We start from the raw sequence: 19,953 nt of genomic DNA on the forward strand, positions 1-19,953 counted from the left end.
GCACCCGCGGAACCGATGCGCGCCGACATGCCCACAATGTACCGTCAATGGACCTGATCGTGCTGTGAGCCCCGCTTCGGGCGGCCGGTGTGCGCGGACGCGGAAACCTGCGCCACGGCGGCCAGCGCCTCTGCGGACAGCGGACCCTGGCGCAATACGCGACGCGCGCGAACGATTTCCGCGGCTTGCCAGGTTATCAGCGCGAGCACGCCGAACACCACTTCGCGCATGCGCTTGACGAGCGCGAGCGAGAACGCCACTTCCTGGCTCACGCCAAAAAGCTGCGCGAGCAGCACCACGGCGACTTCCTGCACGCCGAGGCCCGCAGGCACCATGAAAGCGGCATGGCGCACGGCCTGGGTGATGGCCTCGATGGCGAGCGCATCGCCCACCGAGACCGGATGGCCGAGCAGCGCGAGCGCCCACCACGTCTCGAACGCGCCGAGCATGTAGCCGGCGAGCTGCCAGAAGAAGGCGCGAAACATGAGGCCGGTGCGCGACATCAGCGTGTCGAGATCGGCGTCGAGCTGCTTGCCGTCGAGGCCGAGCATGAGCGGATTGTCCGTGCCGAGCAGGCGCGCGGCCCACCGCTCGATTGCATGAAACACACCGCCGCGACGCAGCAGGAACACAGCGAGCACGGGCAACGGCGCCGAGAGCACGAGCGCGAGTGCGATCGTGACGATGGTGCGCAGCGACCCGCCGTCGCCAGTCGCCGCAACGATCAGCACGACGCCGAGCGCCGAGAACGCATATTGCACGGCGATCGTCACGAACACCTCGACGATCACCGAAGCCGTGACCTCGCTCGCATTGCGCACCTTCCAGCGCGCGAGGCGAATGCCGACGAGTTCGCCGCCTACCCCCACCACGGGCAACAGCCGGTTCACGGCCTCGCGCACGGTCGCGGTCCACCAGAGGAAGCTGAGCGGCGCGCGCTTGTCGAGCAGGAGGCGCCACGCGTGCGCGTCGAGCAGAAGCGGCAGCGCATGGAATGGCACGAGCCAGAGCAGCATGGGGCCTGCGGTGCCGATCACGCGCAGCACGTCGTGCGCGCCGTTATGGACAACGAGACCGATCAGGATGGCGATCCCGACCGGCAGGCCCAGCCATTGCAGCCACTTCATGACGCCTGCACCTCGGCGCCATGTGACGCGGCGGGGCCTGCGCCCGAAGGCGCGCCGAAAAACACGTCGGTAAAGCCGCCGCGGCGCACGCCCGCCTGTGCGAGCGCTGCGGCCACGCGCGGCGAGATCAGTGCGCCGAATTCGTCGGCATGGCGGTACGTTTGCATCGACGGCGTGATGGGACCTTCGTGCGCTTCATCGGCAAGCGCCGGGTGGCAATAGATCTCGCCCACGCCCTGTGCGGGCAGATGCGCGAGCGCGTCGAGCACGGCGGCCTCGTCCATGGCGCCCGTCTTTGCGATACCGACCACGTAGTCGTTGTGCGCGATGCCCGCGCGAGCAAGACGCGCGCGCACGAGCGCAAGCCAGGGCTTCAGCGCGATCGGAGCGCCCGCCTCGAGCGGTAGACGCATCGCGCGCAAGCCATAGTCGCGGCCGATCTCGAGGATCAGCGAAAGCACCGTGGGATGCAGATGAAAATGCTTGTGCGTGTTCACGTGATCGAGCGCGAGCCCCGTCGCCGCGAACGCCTCGAACTGCGCGCGTATTTCCTTCACGAGCTGCTTGCGTACATGCGGCAGAAAGAAGAAACGCACGCCGTCGCGAACCATGTTGTCGCCAAAACGCCCTTGCTCATCGACGAGCGCGGGGATCTGCGCGCGCGGCAGCATCGCCGCGCCGTCCGCCAGCACCAGATGCAATCCGACACGCAGGCCTGGCGTACGCCGCGCACGCGCTACGGCATCTTCTGCTGCAGGCGCGGCCACCATCAAGCTCGCGCAGTCAAGCACGCCCTCGCGATGCGCGCGCTCCACCGCCGCATTGACCCGCTCGTGCAGGCCAAAGTCGTCGGCGGTGAAGATAACCGCGCGAGCATCGCGGGACGCGCGGTCCATCATGCCTCGTGCGCGCGCAGGAAGCGGAAGAACTCCACGCCTTCGCGCAGACGCCGCTTCATCATGTCCCAGCTCGTGAGCATCTCGCGCACGATCTCCCAGATCTTCGAAGGCCGGAAATAGAACTGGCGATAGAACTGCTCCAGGTGGTGATAGATCTCCTCGCGCGGCAGGTTCGGATAGCCGATCGCCGCCAGCTGCACGCCTTCCTTGCTCACCAGGTTGATCGTCTTGTTCTCTTCCATCCAGCCGTTTTCCACCGCCTGCTTGTACAGCGTCGTGCCCGGATACGGCGCGGCCAGCGACACCTGAATCGTGTGCGGATTGATTTCCTTCGCGTACTCGATCGTCTTCCTGATCGTGTCCTGCGTCTCGCCCGGCAGCCCCAGAATGAAGGTGCCGTGAATCTTGATGCCAAGATTCTTGCAGTCGGCGCTGAAGCGGCGCGCGAAGTCCGTGCGCACGCCCTTCTTGATGTTCACGAGAATCTGGTCGTCGCCCGACTCGAAGCCCACGAGCAGCAGACGCAGGCCGTTCTCCTTCATCACCTTCAGCGTCTTGTACGGCACGTTCGCCTTCGCGTTGCACGACCACGTCATGCCGAGCTTGCCAAGACCGATCGCAATCGCTTCGGCGCGCGGCAGGTCGTCGGTGAAGGTGTCGTCGTCGAACATCAGCTCCTTGACTTCGGGCATGTTGTCGCGGATCCACTTCGCCTCCGCCAGCACGTTCTCGACCGAGCGCGTGCGGTAGCGGTGGCCGCTCACCGTCTGCGGCCACAGGCAGAACGTGCAGCGCGACTTGCAGCCGCGGCCCGTATAGATCGACACGTACGGGTAGTTCAGATAGCCGATGAAGTAGTTGTCGATCTTCAGGTCGCGCTTGTAGATGGGCGCGACGAACGGCAGCTCGTCCATGTTCTCGAGGATCGGCCGCGCTTCGTTGTGCTCGATCGAGCCGTCCTTCGCGCGCCAGCTCAGGCCCTTGATCTCGGGGAACGGACGGCCTTCGGCGATTTCCTTGCACGTATAGTCGAATTCCTCGCGGCAGACGAAGTCGATCGCCTCGGTCGCCGTGAGCGAGTTGTGCGGATCGACCATCACCTTCGCGCCGACCATGCCGACGATGAGCGACGGCTTGCGCTTTTTCAGGTCCTCGGCGAAGAGCGCGTCGGTCGGGAACGACGGCGTGCTCGTATGGATGATCACGAGGTCGTAGTCCATCGCGATCTTCAGCGTGGCTTCCACGCCAATGCCGTCGGCCGGCGCGTCGAGCACGCGGCTGTCGGGCACGAGGGCCGCGGGCTGCGCAAGCCACGTGGGATACCAGAACGAGCGGATCTCGCGCTTTGCCTGGTAGCGCGAGCCCGCGCCACCGTCGAAGCCGTCATACGACGGGGCCTGCAGAAACAGCGTTTTCATACGATGAGTGCTCCGGGTACCCGGGGGGTGTCGGGTGATGATTGAGGTGACATTCAGTTCAAGCGGATATCAAGCGGCCATAAAGCGCCGGTATGGGAGCGGCGCGCTCAACGAGCGTCCGATCCTTCTACGGCAGGCCGCTGCCCGCGCGCGCGCGCGGCCATGGCGGAGGGCGCTTCGGCCTCGGGGTTCGCAACGCTCACGCGTACGCCGCGCCAGATCACGTGTGAGCCGAACGCGGCGGAAAGCCACTGCAGGGCCAGCAGCACGTCGCGCAACGGCACGAGCGGCAAATCGCGCCAGAACGCGCGCCAGCTTCCGCTCGCGCGCGCGTGCAGTATCAAACGCGCAATGATACCCGCCATCGTGGCCGTGGCGAGCGAGGCCAGCGCCGCGCGCGTCGTTGCGCACGCGCCGATGCCCGCCCCAGCCGCGAGCAGGCCGTAAAACACCGTGCCCAGCACCAGCCACGGCGTGGCAAACGTAATGAACAGTGAAGCGAACCCCGCCGGATTCACCGAGCGGATGGTGCGCAGCCAGCGCGTCTCGCGCAGCCAGAGCGAGCCGAAGGTCGGCTCGATCACGTCGGTGGCCACCACGACTGGCGCGAGCACCGTGGCGAGGCCGTGATCGCGCGCGTAACGGGCGAGCAGATAGTCGTCGGCGAGGCAGTCCTTGAGCGCGGCGAAGCCGCCAATGCGCTCGAGCGTCGCGCGGGAAAGCGCGAGCGTCGCGCCAAAGCCGAACGCGCGCGAGCCCGTGGAGTGCGCCACACGCACCGAGGGCGCGAACCACTCGTTGATGAAGAGTGCGCCCACGCGCGGCCAGAAGCCGCCGATGCTGCGGGCGCTGTAAAGGCAAGTCACGACGCCTACGTCGGGGTCGGCCAGCGGCGCGGTGACGATCTCCAGATAGTCGGGTTCGACGGCGATATCGCTGTCCGCTACGACGATCGCGTCGTAACGCGCGCGCGCCGCCAGATTGATGAGGTTGCTCACCTTGAGATTGCTGCCGTGCACGCGCGGGTCGATCACGAGCTCGATGTCATGGCCCGGGTAAGCCGCCTGCAGCCTGCGCACGACGGCGATGGCCGGATCCGCCGGCGAGGACACGCCGAACAGCAGCTGAAAACGCGGATGCCGCTGCTCGCAGAAGGTCGCGAGATTTTCGTAGAGGCGCGGCTCGGCGCCGCACAAGGGCTTGAGCACGCTTGCGGGCTGCGGCTGCGCACGGCGCGCGCGGCGCGCGGCTTCGCGCACCAGCGCGGCGGAACCGAGGCGCGGCATCGTGAGCGCGGCGACGAGGCCGTAGAAAGCGGCGACGCTGCACAGCGCGACCACGCCCCAGACAAGCACGGGCCAGGGCGCGGGCATGGCGAACACCTGCGACAGCGTCATGACGCGCCGCCTTGCCGGGTTACGTGGGGCAACCCGCGCTCGCCGCCGGCCGCGCGCAAGGGGTGAAGCTCCTGCACTGCCCCGACCGGAATTCGCGTTTCACCACGTACCATTTCCCTGCCCTGATAATCCAGAAATAAACTGCGCATCGTAGCCGCATTACAAATTGAAGGCTAGAAACCGAACAATTGATGTCGGTTTGCATGATGCAAGGCAATTGAACTCACAACGAATGGAGATAAAACCATCGCATGAAACGACTTGATATGGTCGATCCCCGATTCGACGCCGAAAATTGTATCAGCAAGCTCTGTCGGCTGCTTCTGACGGACACGGGAAAATGCGTTGCGAAAGCTGCAAAAGCGTAACTATTTCAGCGATTACACAGCCGCCTTCCAGAGTTTTTTCGTTCCGAAAAAAGTCGGTAAGCCTATAGAAATGATTCTTTAATAAAACTGAATTAAAAAGCGCTTATTCATTTAAACAAGAGTAATTCTCGTTAATATTCAAATCGATTGGGCGTTTAAAGCAATCGGACATGTCTGAACCCACGCCGGCGGCATGGGTTCCTGAAGGCCTCCAGCACGAACGAAAGTGCTTTGGCACAATGGCCGCACCTTGCGACTGCCTTGCGGCCGCGCGTCGAGAAACCGGCGCACCGCGCGCGTCGCGCTTCCTATACCAGGTTCAGGCTAATCCATGACCCGATTCTCCATACTCGATCTCTCGCCCATCCCCGCGGGCTCCCATGCCGGCGTCGCCCTGCAAAACACGCTCGATCTCGCCCGGCATGCCGAACGCCTCGGCTACCACCGTTTCTGGCTGGCCGAGCATCACAACATGACGGGCATCGCGAGCGCGGCGACTTCGGTGGTGATCGGCCACGTGGCGGGCGGCACGCAAACCATCCGCGTGGGCTCGGGCGGGATCATGCTGCCGAACCACGCTCCGCTCGTGATTGCCGAGCAGTTCGGCACGCTCGAAGCGCTCTACCCGGGCCGCATCGACCTCGGCCTCGGGCGCGCGCCCGGCACCGACCAGACCACGGCGCGCGCGCTGCGCCGCGACCTGCAAGGCAGCGCCGACAGCTTCCCCGACGACGTGGCCGAACTGCAGCGCTATTTCGCCGCACCCGTGGAAGGCCAACGTGTGCGCGCCGTACCGGGCGCGGGACTCAACGTGCCGCTCTATATCCTCGGCTCGAGCCTGTATGGCGCACAACTCGCAGCGGCCATGGGCCTGCCGTTCGCGTTCGCCTCGCACTTCGCGCCCGACCATCTGCTCACGGCGCTGCGCCTTTATCGTTCGCAGTTCCGTGCGTCGGCTGTGCTCGCACGGCCCCATGCGATGGTCGGCGTGAACGTGTTCGGCGCGCCGACGAATGAAGAAGCGCGCTTTCTCTTCACCTCGCTGCAGCAGCAGTTCGTGAATCTGCGGCGCGGCACGCCGGGACAGTTGCCGCCGCCGGTCGAGCAGATCGCGGCGAACGAGTTCGAACTGGCCGGCGTGTCGCATTCGCTGGCCTGCTCCGTGGTGGGCGACCAGGAGACCGTGCGCGCGGGCCTCGCCTCCGTGATCGAGCAGACCGGCGCGGACGAACTCATCGTCACCGCGCAGATCTACGACCACGCTGCGCGCCTGCGTTCGTTCGAGATGGCGGCACAGGCCCGCGACGAACTGAAGGAAGCCGCCGCCGGACGGTAACCCGGGCGCGAGGCGTGCCTCACGCCTCGCGATGCCAATGCGTCCTCAGTGCGATGTGTTCAGCGCGTCGAGGCCCTTGAGCAGCGCGGCATGAAACGCCGGCGGGTCCTGCATCTGCGGCGCGTGCCCGAGGTCGGCGAACTCCACGAGCGTCGCGTGGGGGATGGCGCGCTGCGCGGCTTTGGCCAGCACCGGATAGCGCCCGAGCTGCGCGCGCACCTCGGGCGGCGCGAGATCCTTGCCGATGGCGGTCGTGTCCTTGTCGCCGATGAGCAGCAGCGTCGGCATCAGCAACTGGCTGAACTCGTAGACCACCGGCTGCGTACAACAGGGTGCATCTATAAATCTCTTGCCTATGCCGCATGAACGCTTACCCCGTAGGGGTCTGGTTGAATTACTGGTGTGCCGGAGACAAAAATGGTCGTGCTCGGATTTCCGGAGAATGGGGCTTACCGCCCCATCGCGGACTTTCCTCCGTACGTTTAACAGAATCTAACTACCGTGCTCGCTCCAAAAAGCAAACGAACTGCTAACGTTTGCCCAATGCCTATCCGCAAGTGGTCTTCAAAGAGACTACGGTGAGATGACAGGAATTCTCTTGATCGCTCACTGGTGTTCCGAGTCCGCTGCCAGCCAGTCCAATAGGGCCTTATGAAGCGCCTGCGGATCCTGCATCTGCGGCGCGTGTCCGAGCTCCCGGAATTCAACCAGGGTCGCGTGCGGGATCGCTTTAGCCGCCGCCTTACCGAGTTCCGGGTAATGACCAAGCTTTTCACGCACTTCCGGTGGCGAGAAGTCCTTGCCGATCGCGGTCGTGTCCTTGTCTCCAATCAGCAGCAGAGTCGGCATCTGCAATTTACCAAGTTCGGAAACAACCGGCTGCGTGTAGATCATGTCGTACAGCAGCGCGGAGTCCCACGCCACCTGCGCCTTGCCAGGCCCGCGATACATGCCCGCCAGCATCTGCACCCACGGCTCGTAAGCTGGCCGCCACTGGCCCGCGTAATAGGTGGCCTGCTCGTAGCGGCGAATGCCGTCGGCGTTCGTCTTCAGCTCGCGCGCGTACCAGTCGTCCACCGAGATCGAGGGCACGCCCTTCGCCTTCCAGTCTTCGAGCCCGATCGGGTTCACGAGCACGAGCTGCTCGGTTTCCTGCGGATACATGAGCGCGTAGCGCACCGCCAGCATGCCGCCCGTCGAATGGCCGATGACTGTCGCGTCATGCACGCCGAGCGCTGCGAGCAGCGCGTGCGTGTTGCGCGCGAGCTGCTGGAAACTGAACTGATACGAAGCGGGTTTGCTCGATTTGCAGAAGCCGATCTGGTCCGGCGCGATCACGCGATAGCCCGCGGCATGAAGCTCGCGAATGGTGGCGTCCCACGTCGCCGCGCAGAAGTTCTTGCCGTGCAGCAGGACCGCGGTGCGTCCGTTCGGTTTCGCGGGCTGCACGTCCATGTAGGCCATATGCAGCGTTTGCCCCTGCGAGACGAACGCGAAGTCATGCACCGGATGCGGATATTCGAAGCCCTGCAGTTCGGGGCCGTACGCGGGGCCTTCGGGGGTCTGGGTCGCCGCCTGAGGTGAGGACGCGGTAATCGGCGCGACTGAGCTCGCCTCTGTCTCGGCAGCGAAAGCGGCATGACAGAACGCGGCCGCGCTCAACGCGGCAACGAAAGGGGCAAAGCGGGCAAGTGTGGGGTTCAGGATGGCTCTCATCAACGGGAGATCGGGCGAAAGGTCAGACAGAAAACAGCATGCCGAAATGGCGCCGGTACAGCCAGCGATTCTAGCGGCCCCGCCTCGCTCTTGCCGCCTTTCGCGCCCCGCTCGCAGACGCGGCATGACGCTTGCTCCCGCTTGTTCCCACTTGTTCGGTGTGCTGCTCGCCAACGCCTCGCACGAATGCAGCGCGCAAGTCCAGCCCTGCCGACAGGCAATTCGCGCTACCCTGCATTCGATGCTAGAACAGTCAATACAGGGCGCACGAGACGTCCGCGGCGCTCGTCACGCGTGCTGCATTGCGCAACACGCCGCATCAGGGACGCGACAGGCACACCAGAGAAGGACCGTACTGGCCCGGGCAGGACGAGACGGGCTGCGGCGGCCGCACCGGGGGCACAACAAGGAGACGACCATGGAAACTCCGGCAAGCCTCAACGATCTGCAACGCACCACGCTCGCCATCGTGCTCGCTGGCGGCCGCGGCACACGCCTCGGGCCGCTCACCAACAAGCGCGTGAAGCCGGCCGTGTACTTCGGCGGCAAGTACCGCATCATCGATTTCGCACTATCGAATTGCCTGAATTCGGGCATCCGCCGCATTGCGGTCGTCACGCAGTACAAGGCGCACTCGCTCCTGCGCCACCTGCAGCGCGGCTGGGGCTTCCTGCGCGGCGAATTCAACGAGTTCCTCGACCTGTGGCCCGCGCAACAGCGCGTGGAAGGCGCGCACTGGTATCGCGGCACCGCCGACGCCGTGTACCAGAACATCGACATCATCCGTTCGATCAGCCCGAAGTACGTGGTGGTGCTGGCCGGCGACCACATCTACAAGATGGACTACACGCGCATGATCGCCGACCACGCCGCGAGCGGCGCCGACTGCACGGTGGGCTGCATCGAGGTGCCGCGCATGGAAGCGCGCGCGTTCGGCGTGATGGCCGTGGACGAGTCGCGCCGCGTCACCGGCTTCGTCGAAAAGCCCGACGATCCGCCCGCCATGCCGGGACGCCCGGACATCGCGCTCGCGAGCATGGGCATCTATGTGTTCGACACGACCTACCTCGTCCATTTGCTCGAAGAGAACATCTCGCGCTCGGCCACCGACCACGACTTCGGCAAGGACATCATTCCGCGCGTCGTGAGCGACGGTCACGCGATCGCCCATCCGTTCAGCATGTCCTGCGTGTCGTCGGACCCGGCCGCCGAACCCTACTGGCGCGACGTGGGCACGGTCGACGCCTACTGGTCCGCCAATCTCGACCTCGCCTCGACCATTCCCGCGCTCGACCTCTACGACCGCAACTGGCCAATCTGGACCTACCAGGAGCAGTTGCCGCCCGCCAAGTTCGTGCGCGATCTCAACGGTCTGCAGGGCTCGGGCACCAACCTGATCGTGTGCGGCGGCAGCGTGATCTCGGGTTCGCAGATCTCGCGCTCGGTGCTCTCATCAAATGTCGTTGTGCAGTCGTTCTGCAACATTGCCGAGGCAGTCTTGTTGCCACAGGTGACGGTGGGCACGAGTTGCCGGCTGCGTAAGGTCGTCGTGGACCGCGGCTGCACGATTCCCAACGGCACCGTGATCGGCGAAGACGCCGCGCGCGACGCCGAACGCTTTTATCGCACCGAGAGCGGCGTCGTGCTGGTCACGAGCGAGGCGCTGGAGAAGTTGCCGGGCTAGCTCGTCGCCTGGCGAGGTTCATACGCTCAAGGACGCGCCAAAACGCAAGCCACCCAAGCACCGAGAGGACTGACTCCCGATGACCATTCGCGTCCTGCACGTAGCCAGCGAGCTGTATCCGCTCCTGAAGACCGGCGGCCTCGCCGACGTCACCGCCGCCCTGCCCGCCGCGCTGATCGAACAGGGCGCCGACGCGCGCCTGCTGCTGCCGGGCTTCGCACCCGTGGCGGCCGGCCTCGAAGATCTGCGGCCCGTCGCGCGTCTCGCACGCACCTTCGGCGCGCCCGAGGCGACGCTGGAACTCGGGCGCCTGCCGGGCAGCGAGCTTGCCGTCTACATGATCCGCGCCGACGCGTTCTACGCGCGCCCCGGCAACCCCTACCTCGACGCCGAGCACGTGCCCTACGGCGACAACGCGCAGCGTTTCGCGCTGCTCGGCTGGAGCGCCGCGCAACTGGCGCAGCATCTCGATCCCGACTGGGCGCCCGCCATCGTGCAGGCGCACGACTGGCACGCGGGGCTCGCGCCGGCCTATCTGCGCGCGGCGGCACGCGAGCGCGGCGCGAACGTGGCGCCCGGGGGCGTACGTTCGATCTTCACGATTCACAACCTCGCGTACCAGGGCATCTTCCCCGCGCAGCAGTTCGACTCCCTCGGCCTGCCGCGCGATTTTTTCGACATGCATGGCGTGGAGTTCTACGGCCAGCTTTCATTTCTGAAAGCCGGGCTCTATTTCGCCGACAAGATCACGACGGTGAGCCCGACCTACGCCCGCGAGATTCAGACGGTCGCTCAGGGCGGCGGCCTCGAGGCGCTGCTGCGCGGACGCGCGCACGATCTCGTCGGCATCCTCAACGGCGTGGACTACGCCGTGTGGAATCCGTCGAGCGACGCGGCCATCGCCACGCGTTTTTCGGCCACGCGCCAGAGCGGCAAGATGCACTGCAAGGCGGCGCTGCAGACGCGCCTGAAGCTCGCGCAGAAGCACGACGCCCCGGTGTTCGGCGTGGTGAGCCGGCTCACCGAGCAAAAGGGCCTCGACCTGCTGCTTGCGGCGTTGCCCGAGATCGTCACGCGCGGCGGCCAGCTTGTCGTGCTCGGCACCGGCGACGCCAGCCTCGAACAGGGCTACGCGCGCGCCGCGCATCAACATCCCGAATCGGTGGCCGTGGAGCTGGGTTTCGACGAGACGCTCGCGCACGAGATCGTCGCGGGCGCCGACGTGATGATGGTCCCTTCGCGCTTCGAGCCGTGCGGCCTCACGCAGCTCTACGCGCTCGCTTACGGCGCACTGCCGCTCGTGCATCGCGTAGGCGGACTCGCCGATACGGTGGTGGACGCGTCGCTCGAAAATCTCGCCGATGGCCTTGCCACCGGCTTCGTGTTCGAGCGCTTCGAGCCCGACGCGCTCACGGCCGCGATCCGCCGCGCCTTCGCGCTTTACGGGCGCAGCCGCGACTGGCGCGACACGCGCTCGCGTGCAATGCAGCAAGACTTCGGCTGGGCGGCATCGGCGCAACGCTATATGACGCTCTATCGCGAGCTGGCCGGTCAAAACACCGTGGCTTAGGCTTCCCCAGGCGCATTGCGGGGCGATTGGCAAGCGCCGGCGCGGGCGCGCACGCAACACCGCGCCAACGCATCCATCGACTGGGCGCTGCGAATTCGGTTATCGTTGCTGCACCTGCGCAAGGCGCGCCATGCGTCGCGCGCCGCAAGCCACAACGAAATCCGGACCGGCCATGAAAAACGTTCTGAGCATCCAGTCGCACGTCGTGTTCGGTCACGCGGGCAACAGCGCCGCGGTGTTTCCCATGCGCCGCCTTGGCGTGAACGTCTGGCCGCTCAACACGGTGCAGTTCTCGAATCACACGCAATACGGCCACTGGACCGGTGCCGCGATCGACTCGGACGAGGTCGTCGATCTCGTCGAAGGCATTGGCGCGATCGGCGTGCTGCCGCGCTGCGATGCGGTGCTTTCGGGCTACCTGGGTACCCCCGAGCAGGCCCAGTCGGTGATCGAGGTGGTGCGCGCCGTGAAGGCCGCCAACCCGCAGGCGTGGTACTTCTGCGATCCGGTGATGGGCACGCTGAACGCCGAGAACGGCTGCCGCGTCGAGCCCGGCATTCAGGAGTTCCTCGTACGCAACATGCCCGAGGTCGCCGACGCGATGATGCCCAATCACAGCGAGCTGCAACGGCTCGTGGGCCGCGAGATCGAGACGGCGGAAGAAGCCGTGCTCGCGTGCCGCGAAGTGCTCAGGCGCGGCCCGAAGCTGATCCTCGTGAAGCATCTGCTCGACCGCAACAGCCTGGCCGACCGCTTCAACATGCTCGTCGTGACCGAGCACGAAGCCTGGCTCGGCCAGCGCCCGCTCTACCCGTTTGCGCGCCAGCCGGTGGGCGTGGGCGACGTGACGAGCGCGGTGTTCGTCGCGCGCCTGATGCTCGGCGACTCGATGCGCCGCGCGTTCGAGCACACGCTCGCGGCAGTGAACGCCGTGGTGAAGTCGACCTACGACGCAGGCCGCTACGAACTGGAGATCGTCGCGGCGCAAGACCAGATCGCGCGCCCGCGCGAATGGTTCGACGCCTGGTCGGTCGATGCCGCCTAGACTAAGGAGGTGCGCGCTCGGGCCTATAATGCCGTTCGCATGAAATGCGGCGGCGGCGGATGCAGCCGCGGCGCCCACCGTCTTTAGAGAATGACCGATGTCCGATTCAATCCGTAGCGAACAGGAAGAGTATTTCGAGCAGCTTTGCCTCGCCGTCGATGCCGGCGAGACGCATGAGCAGGAAGCGATCGAATACTTCGAGGAACACAGTCACGAAAGCGATTTCGACGCTGCCGTGTGGCTCGACATCGCGCTTTACCATGCGCCCGACGTCGCGCGCGGCATCATCGACTTCGTCGACAAAAGCGACCGCCAACGCAGCGATATCGCCCAGACCATTGCCGACACGCTCGACATCTCGTACGGCGACGACGAATGCGAACGCTTCGAAGCGACGATTCGCTTCGCGCTCGCCAACGGCATTCCCGTGGATCTCGACGTGGTACTCGACGGCTGCAATCGCGCCCTCGACGACCTCGAAGGCTGGGCGAGCGCCGACACCATGGCGCCGCTCGCAGGCCTGCGCGACGCGCTCTTCGAGCTGCAACGGGACAACTAAGTCTATGCGCGCGAGCGCGCAGCCGTTCGCACCACACGTTCTGGCAAGCCGTAGTCGCTAACAGTCAAACGCCGCAAGACCCAGCAAGACCCAGCAAGACCCGAAGACGAGACGCCCGCATGCGCACCACCGCCGGCGCGCGGCGCGGTGTACCCGGAACAAGCGCACACAAGAACACCGCGCCGCTGTCGCGCAAGGAGTCACGATGAGTCTCGCCGCCGCGCCCAGAATCGCCACTGCCTACCCATTCGCCACGGCGAGCCGTGCGTGCGGAAAACGCCGCCTATCGGGCAAATCGGGCAAATCGGGCAAATCGGGCAAATCGGCCAAATTGCGCAAGCTCGCAGCCGGGCTCCTGATCGGCGCACTGTGCGCACTCGGCGCCAGCGGCAGCGCGCTGGCCGCCGGCCCACTCGACGTGCGCATCGGTTTCGTCTCGCCGCTCTCCGGCGACTATGCGAACTACGGCCGCGACCTGGAAAACGGCGTGCAACTCGCGCTCGACGAAGCGAACGCGCAAAACCTCAAGATCGGCGAGCAGACGGCGCACTTCGAGCTCGTGCCGATCGACGACCGCAGCGACCCGCGCCTCGGCGTGCAGGCCGCCGCAACGCTCGCGAACCAGGGCGTGAACGCCGTGGTCGGCCACTTCAATTCGGGCTCGGCCATTCCCGCCTCGCGCATCTACGAGAGCGCCGGCATTCCGATGATCAGCCCCGCGGCCACCAATCCCGTCATCACGTCGCAAGGCTTCGCCAACACCTTCATGGTGATTGCAAACGACGCGCAGAACGCCGGCATCGCCGGCGCGTGGGCCGTGGACGTGATGAAGGCCAAACGCGTGGCCATCATCGACGACCGCACCGCCTTCGGCCAGGGCGAAGCCGACGTGTTCGAACGCGCGGTGCGCGAGCATGGCGGCAACGTGGTCGCGCGCGAGTTCGCGGAAAGCATCGCGAGCGACTTCGGCCCGCAGCTCGCGAAAATCAAGGCTGCCGATGCCGACCTGCTCTACTTCGGCGGCCTCGCCCACCAGGGCGCGGCGCTCGTGAAGCAGATGAAGGCGCGCAGCATGAGCGCGCAGTTCGTGGGCGGCGGAGGCGTCGCGAACGCCGATTTCACCCACGACGCGGGCGCCGCCGCCGAAGGCGCGATGGCCTGGGAATATGGCCGGCCGCTTGCGCAACTGCCCGATGGCCCGCGCTTCGAGCAAGCCTATAAAAACCGCTTCGGCACCGACGTGCTCGCCTACGCACCATTCGGTTACGACGCGGCGTGGGCCGCGATCCATGCGATGGTCAATGCGAAGTCGGCAAAGCCCGAGGCGTACCGCAGCGCGCTCAAGGCGCTCGCCTTCGACGGCGTGACGGGCCGCATCGCCTTCGAGCCGGACGGCTCGCTCAAGAACGGCGCCTCCACGCTCTGGCAGGTAAAGAAAGGCGTGTGGGTGCCGGTGACGACGCGCGGCGGCTGAGCGCCGCTCATCGCGTCTGCGGCGCAGGCGTTGGCGCCGCCCGCACGACGATCTGCGCATGCGTGTCGCGCTCGATATGGAGGAGCGCATCGCGCATCTGCGCGAATTCGTCGGCGGTGCACATCTGGTGGCCAAAGCGCGCCGATAGCCGCCGCTCGATCTGCAGCGTGCGCGAGCGCGCGTCGAACACGTAGTGCGACGTGTAGTCGAGATACGCGCCCTTCACTTGCGTATCTTGCGGCACGTCGGTCACGCGCGCGAACGCGGGCAGTTCGATTTGCGCGCTCTCCGCAAACTCCCCGCCGATGCACGCCCAGGGCTGCGTACGGCGCGGCTGCGCCAGCCAGTTGTCGATCTGCGTGGCGATGCCCCCCGTGAAGCTGCTCGTCGTGGGAATCGCGGTGGTGCCGTCGCCCCAGACCACATGATCGAGCGTGCCTTGCATCGTCACCGAAAACGGTCCGTCGGTCGCGTCCGTCGCGCCGGTGCTCACGTGCGCGGTGCCGGCGAGCCCGGTGAGCCGCAGGCGCTGCGCCGCGAGTTGCTGCGCCCCCGCGTGCGTCGCGCGGCGAAACGCGTTGCGCTCGGGCTCCGCGCCCGCGCCCTCGTCTTGCACGTAGTAGCTGTAGGCGGCGTCGCCGGATGGGGCGACCTCGAGCGAGAGGCGCGCCGTGCGCTCGCGCCGCTCGGTCGCCGGCGTGCGCGACAGCACGCCGTCGTCGACGAGCAGCACCGGCCGGTCCATCACGCCCGGCGGCAAGTAGCCGAACGCGTAGCCGCCCGACGACGTATCCGCATACAGGCCCAGATCGGGCAGCCACGCGATCGCGTGGTTGATCGCATTCGCGCCGTAGCCCGGCACGTCGGGCAGCGTGTAGACCGGGCCGAGATTGAGCAGGACGGGCTCGGCGCGGATGCCCACCGCCGCCAGCAGCGCACTGAAGAGCGCCACGTGGTCCTTGCAGTCGCCGTAGCGGTTGCGCAGGATGTCGGTCGCGTGATGCGGCACGGCCGCGGTCTCGCCAAGAAAGAGCGCGACGTAGCGAATGTTGAAACGCATCCAGTCGTAAATGCGGCGCGCCTTCTCGCGCGGGTCGCTCACGTCCGACGTGAGCGCAAGCGCCAGCGAGACAATGGCCGGATCGGCCGAGGTGGGATCGACGGCGGCTGCACGGTAGCGCGCGGCGAACGCGGCGAAGTCGGGCACGGTCGATACCATCAGCCGGTCACCCCAGTTCACGTAGGCCACGGCTCCCGCTTCGAGCGGCGCGTAGGGGCCGTGCCGGTAGTCGAACGCGTAGCGAGTACGGCCGTTCCCGGTTTCGGGGGCGAGCGCCGTGTAGCCGCGCGCATCGGCGTGGAGCGGCACATTGGCGGGCAGATCGAAGATGAGGCGCTGAAACTCCACCGGTTCGCCGGTCGGCTCGACGAAGTACGAGAACGTGCCCGCTTCCAGGGCCTTCGCGCGTCGCTTCGCAAAATGCAGATGCACGCGCGAGCCCACCTGGACGCCCGGAAAGATCACCGTGCGCAGCACGCCGTCCTCGAATGTGGGTGCGCCCGCCGAGCGCGGTTCCTGCACGTCGCGTATGCCGCTCGCGCCAACCGCGTGCGGGGTGCCATCCGGGTCGATGGTTTCGGCCGAGAGCTGCGTGATCGTTTCGATATCCTTATTGAACCAGACGTAGCGCTGGGCGATCTCGTCCACGCCGGCACTCGTGTTCGCGCGCAGCACGGTGTCGTCGTCCTCGACGACCGAGCCGTCCTGCTGCGCGACGAAGAGATGCACGTCGCGCTCGAGCGTGTACGGAGGGATGTCGGTTTGCGTGACGCTACCGGTGGTCTCGACGCTTTGGTCGCTCGCTTGTGCGCGGGCTTGTCCGCTCGCGAACGCAAGGATCGACACGACGATCGACGCAAGGAGCAACGCACGGCACGACGCGACCACGGTACGCCTGAGACACTCGCCTCGCGTCATGGGCGGTTCAGGCTCGCACGGCCGCGTGCGCGGCGTTCGGCCATGAGGTCTGCGCGAGTTGGCGCTCGCGCTGCGCGGCACGCCATGCGCGCGGACTCGTGCCGAATTCCGCGCGAAACGCGGCGTTGAAATTCGACAGGTCATTGAAACCGCTCGCGAGCGCAACGTCGACGATCTTCGCTTCGTCGTCGGCGGCCAGACGCAGCGCGGCGGCGCGCAGCCGCGCACGCAGCAGATATTGATGCGGGGTCACGCCGGCCACGGCCGAGAACGTGCGCAGAAAATAGAATTCGCTCACGCCCGCCGCGCTCGCGAGGCTGGCGACCGTATGCGTGTCGTCGGGCGTTTCGTCGATCAGACGCAGCGTCGCGACCACGCGTGCCGCCGCGGCGGCGCCCGGCGTAGCGGGCGTAAGCGCGTCCTTGCCGCTCGCCACTACGCGCAAGGTCGCGAGCGCCAGTTCCAGTGCGATTTCATCCCATGCTGCGCCGCCGCGCCCGAGCGCGTTAGCCCGCTCCTGCGCGAGCGCGTCGGCGCAAGCGTGCGCGACGACCGGCGCGAGCGCGCGCAACGGCGGCACCCGCGCGGCCCGCCAGCGCCTGGCACCCGGCGCCAGACCCGCGGCCGCGGCCTGCTCGTCGAGCCAGGCGGGGTCGTAATGGAACGAGAGGCAGCGGTCCCCCGCCGCATGGCGGTGGCCGCATTCGAAGCACGCCCCGGCAACGCCCAGCATGAGCGCGCCGGGCGTCATGAGCGCGCGCGCGTTGCCACTGCGGTAGCCGAACACGCCTGCCGCCACGATGGCGAGGCACGCGCTCGTGTGACGCTCCTCGTAAGGCCGGTCGCCCGGGCCGAGCGTGCAGACGACGTCGTCGACCGACCAGCCAGCGCCCGCCGCGAGCGGCCGCGCCGCGGGCGCACGGCCGCTATCGGCGCGGCCCTCGCGCTCGCGCTGGGCGAGCGCGCGTTGCAGTGAAGCGGCGAGACCTTGCACGGCAACCTCGCGTGAAGTTGGGTACGTTCGTTGGCTACGTCTGCCGTTGTAGCACATCGAAGCGAGCGCCGCCGAGCCGGCCCTGGCCGCTATCCCCTGCGCTCGTCGATGGCGCGCAGCAGCGAAAGCGCGATGCCCTCGGCGGCCAGCCGTACCTCTTCGAGCGCCGGAAACGACGGCGCGATGCGCAGATGGCTGTCCTGCGCATCGACGCCATACGGGAACGCCGCGCCCGCGGGCGTGAGGATAAGGCCCGCCGCCGCCGCGAGTTCGACGGTGCGCCGCGCGCAGCCCTCGGGCGCGTAAAGACTGATGAAATAGCCGCCGCGCGGCGCGTTCCAGCTCACGCCGGGCACGGCGGCGAGGCGCGCGCGGAACACCTCGTCGACAGCGTCGAACTTCGGTTTGAGGAGCGCCCGGTGGCGCGCCATCAGGTCCGTGAGCGTCGCGCGGTCGCGCAGAAAGCGCACGTGGCGCAACTGGTTGAGCTTGTCCGGCCCGATGGTGCGGACAGCCGAATGCTTCTGCCACCAGGCCACGTTGCGCGGCGCGGCGGCGAGCCACGCGAACGCCCCGCCGCCGAACGTCACCTTCGAAAGCGATGCGAACATCAGCGCGCGTTCGGCGTGGCTCGCTGCGGCGCACGCCTCGAACACATCGAGCGTACTGTGCACTTCGTCGGTCAGGTGGTGAAAGCGGTACGCATCGTCCCAGAAGAGGCGGAAGTCGGGCGCGGCAGGCATGGCGGCGAGACGCCGGATGACCTCGTCGGACCAGATCGCGCCCGTCGGGTTGCTGTAGAGCGGCACGCACCACATGCCCTTGATCGACGGATCGTCGCGCACGAGCGCTTCCACGCGGTCCATGTCGGGACCGTCCTCGCGCATCGGCACGGCGATCATGCGCACGCCGAGCGCCTCGCAGATCGCGAAGTGGCGGTCATAGCCCGGCACCGGGCACAGGAAGGCGATCTCGCCTTGCGCGCGCCACGGCGCGCCAATCTCCGCGCCGTCACTCACCGGCACGCCATGTAGCAGCGCGAACGTCAGCGCGTCGTGCATGAGTTCGAGGCTCGAGTTGCCCGCCGCGATCACCTGCGCGCCCGGCACACCGAGCAGTTCCGCGCCCAGTTCGCGCGCCTCGGGCAACCCGCTCGCGAGGCCATAGTTGCGGCAGTCGAAGCCGTCGCGCGCGAGATAGCCCGCCTGCCCCGCTTCGTCGATGAGCGCCTGCGAGAGGTCGAGCTGCTCGGGCGAAGGCTTGCCGCGCGACATGTCGAGCCGCATGTTCAGTTGCTGGAATCGTTCGTAGGTCAAATCGACGGGCGGCGACATCAACATGGGCTTCTCCAGGAGCGAAGGACTGCGGCGAATGACTGCGCGGGGAACAACGCGAAGGGTCGGTACGTCCCCAGTATCGGCCTGCCCCCGCGTTCAGACAAACGCGTTATATTGAAGCCTTCGATCAATTTTTCTTATACCAATGAAGACCCTCGACCTCGACGTGCTCGCCATGGTGGTGGCCGTCGCCGACGCCGGCAGCTTCGTGCGCGGCGCCGCGCTCGTGCACCGCTCGCAGGCGGCGCTCAGCATGCAGATCCGCGCGCTCGAGGAATCCATCGGCAAGCCGCTCTTTATTCGTGCGCCGCGCAGCGTCACGCCCACGCCCGACGGCCAGACGCTGATCGCCTACGCGCGGCGCATGCTCGCGCTGCGCGACGAAGCGTGGGCCTCGCTCGCGCACCCGGAGGTGACGGGCCGCGTGTCGATCGGCGTACCCGACGACTACGCGTCCTCGCTCATGCCGCCGGTGCTGCGCAAGTTCTCGGCGAACTGGCCGAAGGTGGAAATCCAGGTGATCGGGCTGCCGAGCAGCGCGCTCATGCCGCTCCTGAAGGACAACAAGATCGACCTCGCCTGCATCACGCGCACGCGCGGACTTGCGGGCGAGTTCATCCGCTTCGAGCCGATGGTGTGGGCCGCGCCGCCCGCGGCCGTGAGCGCGGCGAGCGGGCGCGAGATCTGGCGCGAGCGGCCGCTGCCGGTCGCCCTCTTCGGCGGCGGCAGCGTCGCCCACACGAACGCGATCCAGGCGCTGGAGCGCGCGAAGATCGCCTATCGCACCTCATATGAAAGCCCAAGCCTGATGGGCCTGTGCAGCATGGTGGCCGCGGGTCTCGCCATCGCGCCGCTTGCGCGCTGCGCGGTGCCCGAGACGTTCGTCACGCTCGGCCGCCAGCATGGCCTGCCGGCGCTGCCCGAGCTGGAAGTGGTGCTCGCCCGCAGCGCACGCTCGAACCGCCCGCCGTGCGATTTTCTCGCCGATCAGATACTCACGGAGTTGCGCGTACAAGAGCGCTGATTGATTAGACGATAACGGCGCCGACGA

The 19,953-nt window shown here is 66.9% G+C and carries 15 protein-coding genes and 1 pseudogene; 7 read left to right on the forward strand and 9 right to left on the reverse strand.

The window, feature by feature from the left end; genetic code table 11:
* Positions 1-44: 44 nt before the first annotated feature.
* The 4 genes from FAZ97_RS08595 to hpnI form a co-directional block, all read right to left on the reverse strand.
* Positions 45-1,127, reverse strand: a complete 1,083-nt coding sequence (locus FAZ97_RS08595) for a lysylphosphatidylglycerol synthase domain-containing protein (RefSeq protein WP_158758064.1) — start codon at positions 1,125-1,127, stop codon at positions 45-47.
* The gene (gene hpnK / locus FAZ97_RS08600) at positions 1,124-2,023 is read right to left on the reverse strand and encodes a hopanoid biosynthesis-associated protein HpnK (RefSeq protein ID WP_158758065.1); all 900 of its coding nucleotides are present in this window, start codon (positions 2,021-2,023) and stop codon (positions 1,124-1,126) included. Before hpnK ends, FAZ97_RS08595 begins: the two co-directional genes overlap by 4 nt.
* Positions 2,023-3,444: a hopanoid biosynthesis associated radical SAM protein HpnJ gene (gene hpnJ, locus FAZ97_RS08605; RefSeq protein ID WP_158758066.1), complete on the reverse strand. Its 1,422-nt coding sequence runs from the start codon at positions 3,442-3,444 to the stop codon at positions 2,023-2,025. The genes hpnK and hpnJ overlap by 1 nt, the downstream gene beginning before the upstream one ends.
* A gap of 107 nt (positions 3,445-3,551) precedes the next feature.
* Positions 3,552-4,841 carry a bacteriohopanetetrol glucosamine biosynthesis glycosyltransferase HpnI gene (gene hpnI / locus FAZ97_RS08610; protein WP_233271550.1) on the reverse strand — a complete coding sequence of 430 codons (1,290 nt, stop codon included), beginning with the start codon at positions 4,839-4,841 and terminating at the stop codon, positions 3,552-3,554.
* A gap of 699 nt (positions 4,842-5,540) precedes the next feature.
* Here hpnI and FAZ97_RS08615 point away from each other — a divergent pair.
* Positions 5,541-6,545, forward strand: coding sequence for an LLM class flavin-dependent oxidoreductase (locus tag FAZ97_RS08615; protein ID WP_158758067.1), 1,005 nt, complete (start codon positions 5,541-5,543; stop codon positions 6,543-6,545).
* Positions 6,546-6,590: 45 nt separating this feature from the next.
* Here the strand turns inward: FAZ97_RS08615 and FAZ97_RS08620 are convergent.
* A pseudogene (locus tag FAZ97_RS08620) lies at positions 6,591-6,869 on the reverse strand (alpha/beta fold hydrolase); the annotation flags it as partial.
* Positions 6,870-7,151: 282 nt separating this feature from the next.
* Positions 7,152-8,261 (reverse strand): alpha/beta fold hydrolase, encoded by a 1,110-nt coding sequence (locus tag FAZ97_RS08625; RefSeq protein ID WP_158758068.1) that lies wholly within the window; start codon positions 8,259-8,261, stop codon positions 7,152-7,154.
* A gap of 418 nt (positions 8,262-8,679) precedes the next feature.
* On the opposite strand from FAZ97_RS08625, the gene glgC reads away from it, so the two are divergent.
* The 5 genes from glgC to FAZ97_RS08650 all read left to right on the forward strand — a co-directional run bounded on the left by glgC (position 8,680) and on the right by FAZ97_RS08650 (position 14,593).
* Positions 8,680-9,945, forward strand: a complete 1,266-nt coding sequence (glgC, locus tag FAZ97_RS08630; protein ID WP_158758069.1) for a glucose-1-phosphate adenylyltransferase — start codon at positions 8,680-8,682, stop codon at positions 9,943-9,945.
* A gap of 79 nt (positions 9,946-10,024) precedes the next feature.
* Positions 10,025-11,515, forward strand: a complete 1,491-nt coding sequence (gene glgA / locus FAZ97_RS08635) for a glycogen synthase GlgA (protein WP_158758070.1) — start codon at positions 10,025-10,027, stop codon at positions 11,513-11,515.
* Positions 11,516-11,687: 172 nt separating this feature from the next.
* On the forward strand, positions 11,688-12,560 hold the full coding sequence (gene pdxY, locus FAZ97_RS08640) for a pyridoxal kinase PdxY (RefSeq protein WP_158758071.1): 873 nt from the start codon (positions 11,688-11,690) through the stop codon (positions 12,558-12,560).
* Between the two features lie 97 nt (positions 12,561-12,657).
* A complete protein-coding gene (locus FAZ97_RS08645) occupies positions 12,658-13,119 on the forward strand; it encodes a hypothetical protein (protein WP_158758072.1) in 462 nt (153 codons plus the stop codon).
* Positions 13,120-13,324: 205 nt separating this feature from the next.
* Complete coding sequence (locus FAZ97_RS08650; protein ID WP_158758073.1) at positions 13,325-14,593, forward strand: branched-chain amino acid ABC transporter substrate-binding protein; 1,269 nt, start codon at positions 13,325-13,327, stop codon at positions 14,591-14,593.
* Between the two features lie 7 nt (positions 14,594-14,600).
* Here the strand turns inward: FAZ97_RS08650 and FAZ97_RS08655 are convergent, their stop codons facing one another.
* From FAZ97_RS08655 to FAZ97_RS08665, 3 genes are all read right to left on the reverse strand, one after another.
* Positions 14,601-16,571 carry a DUF3857 domain-containing transglutaminase family protein gene (locus tag FAZ97_RS08655; protein WP_158758074.1) on the reverse strand — a complete coding sequence of 657 codons (1,971 nt, stop codon included), beginning with the start codon at positions 16,569-16,571 and terminating at the stop codon, positions 14,601-14,603.
* Positions 16,572-16,578: 7 nt separating this feature from the next.
* Positions 16,579-17,565: a helix-turn-helix domain-containing protein gene (locus FAZ97_RS08660; RefSeq protein ID WP_158758075.1), complete on the reverse strand. Its 987-nt coding sequence runs from the start codon at positions 17,563-17,565 to the stop codon at positions 16,579-16,581.
* Between the two features lie 89 nt (positions 17,566-17,654).
* Complete coding sequence (locus tag FAZ97_RS08665) at positions 17,655-18,905, reverse strand: aminotransferase class I/II-fold pyridoxal phosphate-dependent enzyme (RefSeq protein ID WP_233271551.1); 1,251 nt, start codon at positions 18,903-18,905, stop codon at positions 17,655-17,657.
* Between the two features lie 142 nt (positions 18,906-19,047).
* Here FAZ97_RS08665 and FAZ97_RS08670 point away from each other — a divergent pair, with 142 nt between their 5' ends.
* Positions 19,048-19,926, forward strand: coding sequence for a LysR substrate-binding domain-containing protein (locus tag FAZ97_RS08670; RefSeq protein ID WP_158758076.1), 879 nt, complete (start codon positions 19,048-19,050; stop codon positions 19,924-19,926).
* Positions 19,927-19,953: the final 27 nt, after the last annotated feature.

This window comes from Paraburkholderia acidiphila, assembly GCF_009789655.1.
Classification (GTDB): Bacteria; Pseudomonadota; Gammaproteobacteria; order Burkholderiales; family Burkholderiaceae; genus Paraburkholderia; species Paraburkholderia acidiphila.